The organism is Ruegeria spongiae, assembly GCF_023502395.1.
Lineage (GTDB): Bacteria > Pseudomonadota > Alphaproteobacteria > Rhodobacterales > Rhodobacteraceae > Ruegeria_C > Ruegeria_C spongiae.
Genome location: NZ_JAMFMB010000023.1, coordinates 1 through 16793, shown reverse-complemented (window position 1 = coordinate 16793; position 16793 = coordinate 1). Strand labels below are relative to the sequence as shown.

Genomic DNA, 16793 nt, shown 5'->3' with positions numbered 1-16793 from the left:
AGCTATCCCAGACCCTCTTTGGCGACCCGGCTTTGGCGCAGCGCGCTGGAAATCGAGGTCAAAAGGCGCATGGTCACATCGTTCAAATAGAAATGTCCGCCTTGAAACAGGTTCAGATCAAGCGGCCTACTTGTCCAGTCCTGCCAGGATGCCAGCATTTCGGAGGATACGAGGGGGTCCTGGTTGCCGCCATAGGCGGTAATTGGGATGGGCAGACGATGGGGCATGTCGCCTTCCACCCGTTCCAATACCCGGATATCTGCGCGCAATGCGGGCAGAAGAAGCTCTAGTATGCTAGGCTCGTCGAGAATTTCGGGGGGGATGCCTCCGTATCGGCGGTTGATCTCATCGACAAATTCCTGATCGCTCAGGTGATCAAGCGGAGACACGGGGCTTGGCCGGTGCGGCGGTTGTCGGGATGACAGGAAAAGTCGGCGCGGAGGAGTCCAGCCAGAGTTCACGATCTCTTTTGCAGTGTAAGCGGCAAAGACGGCGCCCATGCTATGGCCGAAAAAAGCGTAGGGGCGATCAGTCAGAGGCAATAGCGCTGGCAACAGACTTTGGACCAGATCGGACATTGAATCCAAGGGCGTTTCGGCATGCCTGTTAGCGCGTCCGGGTGGTTGTACCGCGACGATTTCAAGTTGATCACCAACCTCCGCCTGCCAGGTGTGATACATTGCTGCCCCGTAGCCGGCGCAGGGAAAGCAAAACAGGCGAATGGCACCGGGTTTTGCCTGCCAGGGCAGAAACCAATTCGATGGGCACATGTTACGCTGCATTGTGGTTGCGTTTGTCACGAATTTGCACCAATGGCCGCTGTGGGAGCGGATTGTCGACATTGATTGCGCAGCAAACACACCCACATATCAATACCAGGGCTGGCCAAGAGAGCGAGTTTTCCCGATCTTAAGAGATCGGATTCCGATATGCACGGCGCTCGTGACGCCCTGCATTGCCGGATTTCAATGCGTTTCACCAACATCTCCCCTCAAGGCTTAATGTGTCAGAATGAAATGTACAAATTAGACATATCAGTCTCAAACGGACTTTCAATGATTTGGATAATTCGATTCGGCGCAAGCATTACTGCAGAGTTGATCCAATGGTCAGAGCTTCGATCTTATGGCCCTCACCGTTCTTTGTACCTCCGCCAGCATCGGATGATCCGTGAGATACAGGCCAGCCACCCAGCCGATCACCGCCAAACACGCGGACGTAAGAAAGACCAGAACAGATTGATCAGGCCCGGCTATCATGGCAAGCAGACCGGGTCCAATTAGCGCGAGGATGCTTGCTTTGAGGCTTCGCTGGAGCGACACAGCAATGTCACGCCACGAGAAAGCAACGACCGACCGCACAATGTAGGTAGAGATCGCCACGCCCAAAGCTACGAGGGCGAAGGTGCTCCATGCGACTGCGGTTATTCCAAACTGGGCTGCCACGGCGATAATCGGCAGCGTTGTCGCAACCTGCAGTGCTGAGGCAAAAAAAACCTTCTTTGTGGCACCGGTCGCAATGATCAAAGGGTAGTTAATGCCGGGCGGGAAATTCAAAAACAGGGCTGCCGCGATGATCCGCACCAGGGGGGTGACCTCATCCCAGTTCGGTCCGAGAAGAAGGCGCACCAGCACCGGCGCATACAGGAAGATGAGGCCGAGCGCGGGCCAGATGACCACAGTGAGGCGATCAATGGCGGCTAGGTAAACACGACCCAGATCCACCTTTTGCCGCCCACGATTTGAGAACACCGGAAGAGCGATGGCGCTGACGCCGGCGAGAACGGTACGTTCGGGGAACTGACAGATCATGGAAGCCCGGTGAAGCAAGCCAACACCCAGCGGAGAAAGCGTGATGTTCAAAATGGAAAGGGTCAGTAGCTCGGACAATCGCTGCAGCAAGGCAGAACCACCGGTGAAGATGCTGAAGGACAGAACCTCGCTCCACGCGCTGGTATCCAGCCTGAATATCTCGAAGCGCGGTCGCACCCACATAAGCAGGACCGAGCCAACAAGCGCGGAAGCAACATTAGCCCAGGCAAAGCTCAGAAAACTCAAGCCAGACGCCGCGCATAAGATCAGGACTCCTGAATTGACAACTGAAGACGCGACATTGATGCCGGCCAGAGACTTGAACTTGAGGTCGCGTGCAAGCGACGCGTGCAGTGGAAACACGACCGCTCCGGTCACGAAGGCAAGCGCGGCCACAGGCAGATACCGCTCAAGCCCTGGGGCACGGAGCAGGGATGCCAGGACCGGGGCGCCGACAAGAAACACAATCGCCAGCACCAAGGTGATCATGAGATTGATGGTAAATACGGTCCGCATCTTTGCCGTGGTCAGGTCGGCATGCTGAACGATAAACGCCGATGAACCCAGTTCGCGCATAGCCTGAGCAACGGAAAGCGCCGCCATCCCGAGAACGGCGATGCCGAACTCACTTGGCAGGATCAGACGAGCGACGATTGCGGTCGTACCAATACTGAGAACCGCGCTGATATATTTTTCGCCGGTCGCGAAGGCGAACGCTCGTCTGACACTCGTCATGAATTCGTTTCCGCTCCAACACGCCGAAACCGGCAACAGCGGCTAATACCAACTGCTTACTGTAGATTTTCCTTATCAGGACGACGTTACTTTTGTTGCTTCGGAATGTTAACCCCTGTTAAAAGACGGGTGGAAGAGGGCCTCCACAATCGACCGCACAAAGAGGCGAAGTCTGTGTACCTAGTTTGCGAGATGGGCCAGTGCCGCCCGGTATCCAAATGGGGCAGGAATGTCCGTCAGCATAAAATCCTCTGCTTGCGCGCTTGGGTCCGAAAAGGATAACAGCTTGGCAAGTCCTGTGGATGCGACTGTTACTGAGAAGCTGTCGAGCGGCAAAGACAGGCCGCGACCGTCCGCTTTGATTGTCGCTTCCTTTCTGGTCCAGCAAGCATAGAAACTGCCGAGGCGTTCTTTGGCGGGCAATCCCATTAACGCGCTGAATTCCGCATCTGAAAACGAGCGCCTAGCAAGCTCGGTCAGGTCCTCGAGTTCTCGGATTGCCTCTATGTCCACACCCAGCTCGCCCTGTCGGGATATCGCCAGAAGGCCAAAGCCTTGCGAGTCTGAGAAGTTGAACGAGATCGGAGCGCGCCCATTCGACACCACCAGTTTGGGTTTGCCGAACGGGCCCGTGGAAAAAACCAGATCTTCGGGTGAAATTCCTGTCGCGCCCGCTAATACCATCCGTGTTTGCCCGCGCGCGGCAATGAACCTGTTTGCGAGCAGGTTCGTCGCAAAACGGCCTGCCCGATCTCGTTCGGCCTGGTTGAGCATGGCTGACAATTCGGATGGCGGCAGTGCAGGCGTGTCCAGCGACAATGTCCATAAATCGACCCGGGTCTGCCCATGCTCGATTTTGACCGCAGCCTCAGCGTCTGCTTTTAGTGTGCCCGTCTTCAGAATGTGCTGAATGATGCACAGACGGCTTCGCGCCTTTGTCATTCGTCTGGCCTCGCGCCCGCTAAATCCAATGTATCAAGATATCGCTATGAGATACAAAAGACTTTTTCCGGATACATTGTGTCGTGGAATTGATGTGTTTTCGACATGGTACATTCTTAAGTGCCTGGCAGCTAGGACCCGAGTCTGGCTTTTGAATGGGGCTTGAAATCCAGGCTGCTATGGTAGGATCGTACCTTTATCACGTTCCCTGCCGGTCTGCGGGGGAAAGCGCGGCGCTGCCCGGACGTGTTGCGGCTTGACTTGGTTCTGGCGAACTGTTTCAACTTGATGCGCTCGCCAATGCGGCGGCACTGGATAATTTTTTGTTTGCGTGTTCTAGGGAGTCGTCTGACTATTCATTCAGACCGGTTGCGGTTTCTAAAATGACTGTTTCACCTCAATCCGCTACCGTTAAATCCAATTCCTCAGATGTTTTGGAACAACAGCAGGCGGATGCACGCGCACTGCTTCAGCGCCTTGCGCAACGGCGTATTCAAGTCAAGCTGGCAGATGGAAAGCTACGCATCCTGGCGCCGAAAGGCAGTGTCGATGCGCAACTCAAGGCCGAACTGGCGCAGCTGCGCGACGTTATCGTCAAAGTGCTGGCGGACGGGCACCAGCAGAACAGAGAACCCAGAAGGCATGTGCCCTTTGGCAAGGTTTCTCGCGTAGGTGAAATGACCATGTCGTTTGCGCAGCAGAGGCTGTGGTTTCTGAACCTGCTCGACCCGAATTCGCCCGCCTATGTAATCTCGAGTGCTTCGCGGGTTCGAGGCGAAGTGAAAGTCGATCTTCTTCGAGAGAGCATAATGCTGCTCAGCGACCGGCATGAAGCGCTGAGAATGCGTTTTGGAGAGCGGGACGGTCGGCCTGTTGCGGAAACTCTTGATCACAGCCCGCCCGATGTCGATGTGATCGAGGAACCGTGTGTGCCTGTCGAAGAGAGAGAAGGCGTCGCAAGAAAGTTGATCGCCGATCAATTGCGTGTGGCGATGGATCTTGCTAACGGCCCGTTGGTCGCCTTGACCGTCATTAGTTTCGCGCCGAACGATCATGTTTTGCTGTTTCGCGTTCACCACATCGTTGCTGATGGCTGGTCGATGTCCGTTCTGACGCGAGAATTCATGGCAATTTATGAATGCCTCAAAAACGGCAAGCCATTGGCGCTGCCCGAAGTGGTCGCCCATTGCGTCGATCATGCAGCGTGGGAAAAACGCTGTGTGGATAGCGGAGTTTGGGACCGTGATGTCGCGTATTGGAAGTCTGCGCTGGTGGGTTCACCTTCGGCAGTGGAGCTTCCGCTCGACCACCCCAGACCCGCGCAAATCAGCTATCGCGGCGGGCGCATGTCAACGGAGTTCGATTCTGAAACCCTGAAACAGGTTCACAGGTTTTGCCGGACGCGGGGCGTAACGCCCTTTATGATGCTGATCGCTGTTTTGCAGGTGCTTTTGTATCGCCATTCCGGTCAAGAAGATGTTCTGGTGGGGTCACCGATTGCCAACAGAAATCTGGCGGAATTTGAGGCGATGATCGGGTGTGTGATAAACAACGTGGTGCTAAGAGGCGACCTGTCTGGCAATCCGGACTTCAGCAGTTTTTTGCAGCAGATCAGGAACACCTCGCTCAAGGCGGTTGAGCACAGCGAACCGCCGTTCGATCTGGTCGTAAACGAGCTGAATCCGGATCGCAGCCTGAACCACGCTCCGATATTTCAGGTGCTGTTTACTTTGATGAATTTTGACTATGAGGATGGCTCGCCAGAGGGCATGGAAATCGAACCTCTTCCGATTGATGCGGGGACGACCCGTTTCGATCTTGCTGTGGAAATGGCCGAGTATCGAGGCGTTTTGAAGGTTTCCTACGAATATTCAACTGATTTGTTCGATGCGGCGACAATCGAATTGTTTCATCGGCGCTATCTGTCGCTCTTGAATTCAGTGATGTCCGAGCCTGAGCGCCGACTTGATGACTTTTCAATCTCGGACTACGAGACCAAGCAACCAGTCGTATCTGCTCAGCGCGATATCGAGATTCCGCAGGACCTGACCACACCAGGGTTGATCGTCGAAGCCGCGTTGGCGAACCCCGAGCGTGATGCAATCATTCAGGGGGATGTCAGTCTCAGCTATGAACAGTTGCTGGTACGTGCCGAGGTTCTTGCAGGACACCTCATCGAGCGCGGCGTGAGGGTCGGCGACATCGTTGCGGTCGCCAAAGAACGCGGTCCTGAGCTTATCGTAGCCATGCTTGCCGTCTGGAAGGTCGGGGCTACTTACCTGCCTGTTGATCCCTATCATCCAAGTGATCGGCTGGCGATGATCTTTGAGGATGCCGAACCTTTGGCTGTGCTTGCCGATGCGAATCTATCCGGGCAATTGCCCTGTGATCCGTCATTGGTGATCGTTACGGACAGAATTTTCGAGCGGCAGCCCGTTTCCGCTGCAGCTTGGGCGGATGTTGCATCAAATGACCTCGCCTATCTGATCTACACCTCGGGCTCGACTGGCAAGCCCAAAGGTGTTGAGATCATGCACCGCAACCTCGTGACTTTCCTCAAAGCCATGCAGCAGACACCGGGCTTCGGTTCCCAGGATGTTCTGCTGTCTGTCACGACGCCAGCCTTTGACATTGCCGGGCTCGAATTCTGGTTGCCTTTGATCTCGGGCGGCACCGTCGTTGTTGCTGATCGTTCTGAAACGCTGAGCGGGAAGGCATTGGCGAACCTCATTGATCAACATCAGATAACCGTCATGCAAGCGACACCGGCGACCTGGCGAATGCTCATTGATGAGGGCTGGGTCGGAGCGAACCGCATGAAGGCCCTGTGTGGCGGCGAGGCGATGCCACGCTCATTGGCCGAAGCGCTGGTTCCAAGGGTTGGCGAATTGTGGAACATGTACGGCCCAACCGAGACTACGATCTGGTCTACGCACAATTTGATCCGGCATCCCGATCAGGCTGCCTATATCGGTCGGCCAATCGCGAATACCCAGGCATTTGTGCTCGATTCCGCCGGCAATCTGGCCTCGACGGGGGTTGTCGGCGAATTATGCATTGGGGGTGACGGGGTTGCGCGCGGGTACAGAAATCGCAAGGACCTGACCGACGAGCGCTTTGTAGAGATAAAGGCACCAAACGGGCAGATGATCCGAATCTATCGCACTGGCGATCTGGTTCGGCGCACTCACGATGACCATTTGATGTATCTGGGGCGGAATGATTTTCAGGTAAAGGTTCGGGGCTTTCGGATCGAGTTAGGAGAAATTGAAACCCGCCTGTCGGAATTGGCCGAAGTCGCAGATTGCGCCGTATCGGCCATCAACGGACCCGGTGAAGAAATGAGCCTTGTCGCTTATGTGGTTCCCAAGGGCGGCAAAGAATTTTCTGAATCCGAAGCAAAAACACGTCTGCGCGCCACGATGCCGGAGTATATGGTGCCAAGGTATTTTCTTACGCTCGATGCCTTGCCGCTCACACCGAACAACAAGTTGGATCGCAACAACCTGCCTCTACCTGATCTTTCCGCAATGAAACAAATCGAAGAGGCTGATCTCGGAAATGTCGTGATGAGCCCGGTCGAACGAAAGGTCGCGGGGATTTGGAAGTCGATCTTGCAAATTGGCGCGGTCGGGTTGCACAGCAGCTTCTTCGATGTGGGCGGCCACTCGTTGCTGCTAGTACGTCTGCACGAGGAGCTAAAGAAGGAATTCGGTGAGAAGATGTCGGTGATTGAGCTGTTTCAAAAGACAACCGTTGCGCAGCAATCTGATCGGCTGGGCGCAGAACAGCTTCGCGCTGAAACGTCAGCGGTATCGCGAGCAAAATCACGCGCGGAGCGCTTGAAGCATGACTGAAACCCCAAGTGGTTCCCAATTTCCTGAGCATGCGATCGCAATTGTTGGATTGGCCGGGAAGTTTCCCAATGCCAACACGTTGGACGAGTTCTGGATCAACATTCGCGACGGCGTGGAATCACTCGACAACCTAACCGAAGAGGACCTTGATGCCGCTGGCGTGCCGACCTCTTTGTATCAGCATCAGGATTATGTGGCGAAAGGTACCTATCTGAAGGACTCTGCCATGTTCGACGCGGAGTTCTTTGGCATTTCACCGGCCGAGGCTGAGATCATCGACCCGCAACAGCGCCTGTTCCTAGAATGCGCGTGGCATGCGCTGGAACATGCAGGCTACGCTCCGGACGCGCTGGAGGTTCCAGTGAATCTCTATGCCGGGACAAGTATGAATTCGTACTTCCTATCAAGTATTATGGCCAATCGCGGCAAGGCCGAGGCCGCAGGCGGTTATCAATTGATGCTGGGAAACGACAAGGATTTCCTTTGCACGCGCGCATCCTACAAGCTGAACCTGACCGGCGCGAGCATGACGGTCCAGACCGCGTGTTCGACGTCGCTCGTAGCGGTGGAAATGGCCTGTCGTGCGCTTGCTCGGGGCGAGTGCGATCTGGCGATGGCGGGTGGCGTATCGCTAACCTACCCGGAACGGACGGGCTATCTCTATCAGGAGGGGATGATCTTCTCGCCTGACGGTCATTGTCGGCCATTCGATGAACAGGCAAAAGGCACGCGGGCTGGTGCAGGCGTGGGGATCGTCACGCTCAAAAGGTTCAAGGATGCGATCGAGGATGGCGATACGATCCACGCTGTGATCCGTGGGGCGGCCGTGAACAATGATGGTGCCGACAAGGCCGGCTATACCGCGCCCAGTATTGATGGGCAGATCGAGGCGATCGTGCTGGCGCAGAATGTTGCCGGAGTTGACCCAGAGACGATAGGGTATGTTGAAGCCCATGGTACAGGAACACCGCTTGGTGATCCGATAGAGATTGCGGCGCTGACAAAGGCTTTTAGGGATGGGACTGACAGGGTCGGATTTTGCCGGTTGGGGTCTCTGAAAGCAAACATCGGCCATCTCGATGCAGCGGCTGGCGTCGCCGGATTGATCAAGACCGTATTGTGTCTGAAACAGAGAACGTTTCCACCTCTGGTCAACTTTCAGACGGCAAATCCCAAGCTCGAGCTTGAAACCAGCCCCTTTGTGGCTTCGGGTGAGGCCGCGCCCTGGCCGGATGAGGGCCATCCCAGGCGCGCAGGTGTAAGTTCATTTGGAATTGGGGGAACCAATGCACATTTGGTGCTTGAAGAAGCGCCCGATCCAACTCGCGCCAAGCAAGAAGACAAAGAACAGCTTCTCTTGGTTTCCGCTCGCGACGCCGACGCGCTGGCGCAGGCGTGTACGAATCTTGCCGATGCCCTCGAGGCGCCAGGGTCCCCGTCGCTTTCGGATGTCAGCTTTACCTTGGAGTCCGGGCGCAAGCATTTTGAGTTGCGCAGGTTTGTCGTTGCGAGCAATCAGACCGCTGCGGCAACGACACTTCGGCGCAAGGTACGAGGTGTACGCCACCTAGGAGGAGAGCGTCGCGTCGCATTCATGTTCAGCGGGCAGGGCAGTCAGCACTCAGGAATGGGTTCGCAGCTATACGACAACGAACCCGTATACCGCACGGCTCTGGACCGGTGCTCGGAGATCTTGCGCCCGGTTCTGGATTTGGATCTCACAGCCGCGCTTGCATCCGGGTCAAAGGCCGATCTGACGCAGACCTGGTTGACCCAGCCCGCACTTTTTGCGGTGGAATATGCGCTCTCTGAATTATTGCGGAGCTATGGAGTGGTTCCATCTGCGATGATCGGGCACAGCATCGGCGAGTATGTCGCAGCGCATCTAGCGGGGGTCATGTCGCTTGAGGCCGCGCTCAAGCTGGTCGCCGAGCGAGGCAGGTTGATGCAGTCCGTGGCTGTTGGATCGATGGCCGCGATCGAACTGCCCGAAGGTCAGCTGCGGTCACGGATTGGAGAGGAGGTCGACATCGCAGCCGAAAATGCAGTTGATATGACAGTTATCTCTGGTGAGACAAAGGCCGTAACCGATGTCATCGGACGGTTGGAAAGTGCCGATGTGGTTTGTCGGCTTCTGCACACGTCGCACGCGTTTCATTCCCGAATGATGGAGCCGGTACTTGACGCATTTCGCGACGCAGTCGGCAAGATCACGCTAAGCCCGCCGGAGAGGCCCTATGTTTCGAATGTGACCGGGGACTGGATCACCGGCGAACAGGCGGTATCGCCGGACTATTATGCGCAGCATTTGCGCGGAACGGTCCGTTTTGCGTCGGGATTGCGCAAGCTGGCAGAAGACGATTCTCTGTTTTTGATGGAAGTTGGCCCCGGTACAACCTTGAATAATCTGGCTCAGATGAACCTCAAGGGTTGGCAGGATCGCATTGCGTCGACGCAGGCACATCCGAAAGATTCAATGACACAGAGGTCAGCGCTTCTGGATGCAGCGGGTCGCTTATGGAGCGCGGGCGCCCGCGTTGACCTGGCTTTGCTACGCGGCGCGCCGGAAAGCCGCCGCGTTCCCTTGCCGACATATCCGTTTCAGCGAAAACGCTTCTGGATCGACCCAGACGTATCGCAGGCCACGACAAATTCTTCGATGTCAGCGAAGGACCGGCCCACCCAACTGATCGGCAACCGGACCTGTATCAGCAACCCGACCTGGGTGATGTCGCCCAAGGTACAAACTATTCAAAAGCATGAAGGGAGTTGGGTCATTCTGGCTGATGACCCAGAATTTGGCGCCGCGGTATCCAATGCGCTCCAAAATGCAGGGTTGGTTGCCGGACAGGTGGTTGAACTCGCTATCGACGAAAACAAGGACGACCCGTTCGAAAAACTGACCGATCCCATCAATACGGTGGTTGTAGCCCCCCATTCTGGCAAAGATACGTCGCAGCTGTTTCAGATCTTGCGTAAAGTCGGGCTGGCTGTGGAGCGTTTTTCCACCGATCAGGCGGTCCGGGTTGTGGTGCAGACCTCGGGTACCTGCAGCGTATTGGGTGAACCGGTCATCGCCCCGGATCACAGCGTGGTTGCGGGTCAAGTTCTTGTAATGAACGCAGAGTCCGAAAAGGTTCATGCCCGTCAGATCGATCTTGATCCTGCATGTCCCGAATCCGCAGCGCAGGATTTGGCGATGGAGTGCCTGCGGTTCGAACCCGAACTCGTCTCTGCCGTGCGAAATGGCAGCCGATGGCACCGCGCATATTCCGAGATTGATCTGGATATTGAACCGTCGGACTTGCAGGTTCCCCTACGCGCAAAGGGCGTTTATCTGATTACCGGAGGGTTGGGCGGCGTTGGTCTGACAATCGCCCGGCATTTGGCACAGCGTGCAAATGCACGGCTGGTATTGACAGCGCGCACGACGTTACCGCCACGGGAAGAGTGGGAAACAGCGATTGCCGATGATCATCCCAAATCAGCGATCCTGAAAGAACTCAAGACCATAGAAGAGACGGACGCCGAGATCATGGTCGTCGCGCTGGATGCGAACGATCGGGTCGGTCTCAGGCGATTGTCAGATCGTATCGCCGAGGAATGGGGGCCGGTCGATGGCATCGTTCATGCGGCCGGTGTTCTGGGCGCGAACAAGCTTTCGGCGCTGATGGACGAGGATTCATTTGACAACGTGCTGTCACCCAAGGCGGCTGGTGTTCGGGCGATCGCAGACGTGTTTAAGGATACGCCGCTCGACTTTGTTGCGTTGTTCGGATCGATCAATTCGATCCTGCCGGCGGCGGGGGCGATGGATTACTCGGCGGCAAATGCATTTTTCGATTTCTGGCCCGAGAGTTTGGAGCGTCCGCAGGCGTGGAAACATGTCATCACCTTCAATTGGGGAGGGTGGGCGCGCGTCGGAATGGCGGCGCGTCTGCGTGATGGCGACGACGATCTGATTGATCCCGATATGGCAGCGCAAATATTCCTTGGTGGGCTCGCAAGCGGTGCACAGCGGCTCGTTGTCACCAATTACGACTTGGCCGATACGCTTGCGACCATCAAGAGCGTTCTGCGATCCCGGCTGCATGGCGAGTTTGTCGAAGCCGTGCCGACAGATGTGCTGGAACCCGCTGCGCTTGACGATTCTGTTCTTACGGCGCATGCAAATTTCGAAACAGAATTTCAGAAAAAAATTGCGGCTGTTTGGATCGAATTGCTGGGCGCACAGCTGGAGGGACCCGACGACAATTTCTTCGAGTTGGGGGGGCATTCCCTGATGGCAACCCGGCTCATTTCGCGGCTGGATGTGATTGCGTCCGTCAAGCTGACGCTGCGTGACGTGTTTGACGGACCTACCATTCGTGAAATGGCAACGCGCATTGAAACCGAATTGGGAATTTCAGGATTTGAGGATGGCGATGACGACGCAATGGAGGAGATAGTCATTTGACGGCTTCGAGGCTTCTGGCGGATTTTCGTGCGCGTGGAATCACGATTTCTCTCGCAGGAGAAGATTTGAAGGCCGAGGCCCCGGTGGGCGCGATCACGGATGACCTGCGTCACGCCCTGTCTGATCACAAGCAGGCCTTGATAGCGCTTCTGAAAGAGGAAGCAGGGCCCGCCTTGGTACCTCGACCGTCAAAGGGCCAGATATCGCTCTCGCATTTTCAGGAGCGCATATGGATCTTGCAGCAACTATCGCCGCAAGCGACCGAGTACAACATTGTCACCGCGTGGCCTTTGGGCAGCAAACATCCTGCGGCGCAGTATCCGGGTGCAATCCGCGAGGTCTGTAGTCAGCATTCGATCCTCAGGACGTTGTATTTTGAAGCCGATACGGGTCTTGCCGGGCGGGAAGTCGGTGTTGAAAAGGTCGAAATAGCAGAATTCGACCTGAGCAATCTTGGTGTCGAAGAACAGCACGACAGCATCCTGAAAGAGATCGAGGGACATACCGGTCGACCCTTTCGTCTGGCCGACGAACCGCCGGTAAGGTTCGGGGTGTTCGATCTCGGGCAGAACGGCGTGGCTGTGCTTGTTTCGGCTCATCATATCGCGCTGGATCATTGGTCGTTGAGTCTGTTGCAAAGCAATATCGGTCGGGCGCTGGCCGTTCCGAAGTATTCGCAGACGTCACCAAATCTGGACTACGCCGATTATGCCGCATGGTCGCGTGCGGCTTTGGACTCACAGCGTCTGGAGGCTCATATCGATTGGTGGGTTGACCGTTTAAGCGGCAGTCCCGGCCTCTGCTCTTTTCCGGCAGATTTCGTGCCGGATCTGGTTGGCCGCGGGAACAGTATCTCATTTGCCTGGGATCATGATCTGACTGCGGACATTCAAGCGCTGGTCAGGCAAGAGGGCACCTCGGTCTATATGTGCCTGCTCGCCGCCTGCGCTGTTGCGCTATATGGCTATACCGGTCAAAGTGATTTGTTGCTAGGAAACTCGATTGCGGTTCGTGATCAACCGGAACTCGAACAGATCATCGGACCTTTTGTGAATACCGAGGTTTTACGCCTCAACGTCAAAGGAGACATGAGCTTCAGCGACGTTCTGGCGTCAGCAAAGGCAGCCGTTCTCGATTCCCATCCCCATTGCCAGGTTCCGTTTGAAATGGTCGTAGAGCGCCTGCAACCCGCACGCAGCATGAATCGATCGCCCCTGTTCCAGATAGCGGTGGTTATGCAGAATGCGGGCGATGGTCAGTCTGAACCGATCTACGGTGGGGGGGCGGTACATGATATGACCTGGTTCACGCATATGCGCGACAACCAACTGGTTGGATCAATCGAATACCGTAGCGACATATTTGCTCGGTCCTCACTTGAGAGGATTTTGAACAGCCTTGAAGAAATCCTTCGTCACGCCTCCAAGAATCCAAGGCTTTCGGTCGCCGAGATTCCGCTCGTATCGACAAAGGAGGCGGAACTCCTCGCCGGGTTTTCACAGGGTTCCGAAGTCACAACACATGTTCCGCTATTTGTTGAAAGCTTCGAGGATGTTGCTCAATCTGAGCCCGACCGTATTGCGGTCAGATTCGAAGATCGGTCGATAACTTATGGTGTGCTTAACGCAAAGGCCAATCAACTGGCGCTTCATCTGGCATCTAAGGGGATCGGTACGGGCGATTTGGTAGGCCTATGCCTTGATCGGTCGATCGACCTTTCTGTTGTGCAATTAGGTATTCTAAAGTCTGGTGCAGCTTTTATACCGATCGACCCGCAATTTCCGGCGGAACGGGTCAGATACTTACTGTCCGATTGCCGTGCTGCGGCGATACTGGCGGATCGCGGAACCGCAGACGGGTTTGGTTTTGACACAGGGTCAACCACGCTGATCGTTTGCGAAGATGACCCGCCATGGACGGGGCAAGAGACCAACAACCCGACCGTACGTGCAGCGGCGGCAGACCGTGCTCAGGTGATCTATACTTCGGGCTCGACCGGCGCACCAAAAGGAGTCCAGATCACTCATGGAGCAATGGCAAATCTTTTTGCAGTGATGCGGCGAGAGCCCGGCCTTGGCAAGGAAGATATTGTCGCTGCATCAACGACGGTTTCCTTCGACATTTCCGCTGTCGAACTACTGTTGCCTTTGAGCGTCGGTGCGCGCATCGAATTGCTAAGTCGCGATGTTGCAACAGATGGCTTTGCGTTGGCAAAAGCCCTTGCCGACACCGGTGCGACGGTTGTTCAGGCCACTCCGTCTGCGTGGCGATTGTTGCTTGAGGCCGATTGGTCGGGTGGAGACCATGTTCGCGCCATCACCGGTGGTGAGCCACTGACCCGCGATCTGGCGGATAGGCTTTTGAAAAAGGTTGGTACGCTTTGGAATGGCTATGGTCCGAGCGAAACGACAATCTATTCCACAGCAACCTATGTTCAGCCCGGGTCTGACCCGATTAGCATTGGTCGCCCTCTGGACAATACGCAGGTCGTTGTTCTGAATGAAAGTCTAAAACTGACGCCGATCGGGGTTCAGGGCGAGATCTGCATCGGCGGCGCTGGCGTGGCCATTGGGTATCTGGACAGAGCCGAACTAACAGCAGAGAAGTTCATCGATAATCCGCTTGATAAAGGGCGGCTATACCGTACTGGAGATATCGGATGCTGGATGGTGAACGGGAACTTGATGCATCTGGGCCGGCGCGACCATCAAATAAAGATTCGTGGTGTTCGTGTTGAACTGGGTGAAATCGAAGCCGCTCTGTTGCAGGTGCCTGGAATCAAAGAAGCGGCGGCGGCTGTACATGACGCGGACCACGACGATCGTCGGTTGGTGGCTTATGTCATTTATGGCTGGGATCACGAAGTCACGGCGAGTGAGGTGCGTCATAATCTCCGCGAGCGACTCCCGGGATACATGGTCCCCTCTCTGATCGTCGATCTTCCGGAATTTCCGATGACGCCGAACGGCAAGCTGGATCGCGAAGCGCTGCCGAGTCCGTTTGCGCATCAGATGGAGGAACAGGTTTTCGAAGCTCCGCGCGCTGGCATGGAAGAAAAACTGGCACGGATCTGGCAAGATGTTCTGGAATTGGATCAGGTTGGGGCGACGGACAATTTCTTTGAGATCGGCGGGCATTCGTTACTTACGCTAAGAGTTGCAAAGCAACTTCGCACGCAGTTCGGCATTGAGCTTGACCCCCGTGTCATGTTCTTTCAAAATTTGCGTCAGATCGCGGCAAAGTTCTCCCAGTAGTTCCGACCAGGCATTTATTGTTCAACATGATCCCAGTTTTCTTTGGCAGTTCGAGACGACGCTTATTCGGAGTCTACCACGCCGCACGCGCAGGCGTGGGCGGCAGAAAATCTGTCCTGATCTGTTATCCGTGGGGCCACGAGTACATCCCGGCGCACCGGTCTCTAACCAAACTTGCCGAAAATCTCGCCGAGGCAGGGTTCCACGTCTTTCGATTCGATTATTTTGGCACCGGCGATTCGGGCGGTGAATGCGAGGAAGGCAGCATATCCGGATGGCTCGATGATATCAATGCGGCCGAGGTCGAGCTCAAGGATATGTCCGGCGCTGAAGATGTGTCAGTGATCGGGCTACGCTTTGGTGCTTATCTTGCGGCGCGGAAAGCAGCGCAAAGCCCGCGGTCAACAAAGCGCCTGGTTCTCTGGGATCCGGTGATTTCCGGAAAAGAATACGTAGATTCGCTGTTCCAGACCGCGTCGAATATGCCAATCGGAGCCAGGCCGCCGCCAAAGCGACCGGCAGAAATTGGTGGCGGACACGAGATCTGTGGGTTTCCATTGACCGAGGCGATGGAGGCAGAGATGCGCAGATTGGACTTGCTGCCACATATCCGCGAATATCCCAATGATCTGCTGGTTATCGAGTCTACGAACCTGGACAGTCACGATCAATTTCGAGTTGCCTTGCACGAGCGAAAGCCAATGGTCGATCTTGAGCATATCGAATGCCGCGCTGCTTGGCGTGAGGATTGGCCCAACAATGCGGGTGTGGTGCCCGTGCAGGCTTTGCAACGAATAGTCGAGTGGATGACATGACCGTTCAGTCCCCGGCACGTCCCAACATACTGGAACGGGTCGTTCGATTCGGAGGTGACCGCGCTCTTTGTGGGATCGTTACAAGACCTGCGGACAACAGCAATCGCCCGGCGATCATCATTTTCAATACGGGGATCATCCATAGGGTTGGCCACCACCGAATGTACACCAAGCTTTCCCGGCGCTTGGCGGAGCGTGGCTATTCCGTGGTGCGTTTCGATTTTGCTGGAATTGGTGACAGCCCGGCACAGCGCGACGATCGGTCGCCACTCGAAGAAAATTGTAGCGGGATTCGTGAGGTGATCGACTGGACCGAGGCAAACCTCAAATGTGACAGGGTCGTTCTGGTTGGTCTTTGTTCTGGCGCGGATCATTCGGTAGTCTACAGCGGCGACGACGCCCGCGTGTCCGGAGTGGTTCTGATGGATCCGTCTATCCCAAGGACGCGCTGGTTCCATGTGCTTGATAAGTTCAGGCGGTTGAAACAGCCGGTAGTCTGGACCAACTTCCTGATCGGAAAAGGGCGGTTCTGGAAGCGGGTGCGGCACAAAGTTGCAAAAGGCGATGCACCTCCGCCACCGGTTAGAGAACAGTTTTCGAGGCAAGATATGGAAACTCCCGAAACGGTAAGCTACTTGCAATCTGCTTACCAAAAGATGGTGAATAATGGGATTTCCATTCTGGCCATTTTCTCGGGCGGCCACAGCTATCAACACAATTATCGCCGCCAAATATTGGACGCATTGCCGGATGTGAATTTCGGCGACCGTCTGGAGCTTCACTATTTCTCGGATTGCGACCACACGTTTACATATGAAGCTGATCGACGCCGGTTGTTTCGGATGCTGAACAACTGGCTTGATAATCTCTGATTCGACTGAAGCAGTTTTAGGGATCATAAGCAGATTGCTAAGTCTGGAACC

Annotated in this window: 8 protein-coding genes; 5 read left to right on the top strand and 3 right to left on the bottom strand. The window is 55.6% G+C overall.

The genetic code is table 11. From position 1 onward, the window contains the following. Positions 1-2 precede the first annotated feature (2 nt). The 3 genes from M3P21_RS16525 to M3P21_RS16515 all read right to left on the bottom strand — a co-directional run bounded on the left by M3P21_RS16525 (position 3) and on the right by M3P21_RS16515 (position 3488). Positions 3-770, bottom strand: a complete 768-nt coding sequence (locus M3P21_RS16525) for a thioesterase II family protein (RefSeq protein ID WP_283781016.1) — start codon at positions 768-770, stop codon at positions 3-5. A 339-nt stretch (positions 771-1109) separates the two neighbouring features. Continuing rightward, positions 1110-2546: an oligosaccharide flippase family protein gene (locus M3P21_RS16520; RefSeq protein ID WP_249711632.1), complete on the bottom strand. Its 1437-nt coding sequence runs from the start codon at positions 2544-2546 to the stop codon at positions 1110-1112. 180 nt (positions 2547-2726) lie between these two features. Beyond that, the gene (locus M3P21_RS16515; protein WP_249711630.1) at positions 2727-3488 is read right to left on the bottom strand and encodes a 4'-phosphopantetheinyl transferase family protein; all 762 of its coding nucleotides are present in this window, start codon (positions 3486-3488) and stop codon (positions 2727-2729) included. Positions 3489-3871: 383 nt separating this feature from the next. Between M3P21_RS16515 and M3P21_RS16510 the strand changes: the two genes are divergently transcribed. From M3P21_RS16510 to M3P21_RS16490, 5 genes are read left to right on the top strand one after another with little or no spacing between them, the layout of a single operon-like run. Further along, positions 3872-7345 (top strand): non-ribosomal peptide synthetase, encoded by a 3474-nt coding sequence (locus tag M3P21_RS16510; protein ID WP_249711628.1) that lies wholly within the window; start codon positions 3872-3874, stop codon positions 7343-7345. Next, positions 7338-11801, top strand: a complete 4464-nt coding sequence (locus M3P21_RS16505; protein ID WP_249711625.1) for a type I polyketide synthase — start codon at positions 7338-7340, stop codon at positions 11799-11801. Before M3P21_RS16510 ends, M3P21_RS16505 begins: the two co-directional genes overlap by 8 nt. Then, entirely contained in the window at positions 11798-15055 is a 3258-nt protein-coding gene (locus M3P21_RS16500) for a non-ribosomal peptide synthetase (RefSeq protein ID WP_283781015.1), read from the top strand. Before M3P21_RS16505 ends, M3P21_RS16500 begins: the two co-directional genes overlap by 4 nt. Positions 15056-15081: 26 nt before the next feature. Continuing rightward, on the top strand, positions 15082-15870 hold the full coding sequence (locus M3P21_RS16495; protein ID WP_249711684.1) for an alpha/beta fold hydrolase: 789 nt from the start codon (positions 15082-15084) through the stop codon (positions 15868-15870). Further along, complete coding sequence (locus M3P21_RS16490) at positions 15867-16742, top strand: alpha/beta fold hydrolase (RefSeq protein WP_249711682.1); 876 nt, start codon at positions 15867-15869, stop codon at positions 16740-16742. The genes M3P21_RS16495 and M3P21_RS16490 overlap by 4 nt, the downstream gene beginning before the upstream one ends. Positions 16743-16793: the final 51 nt, after the last annotated feature.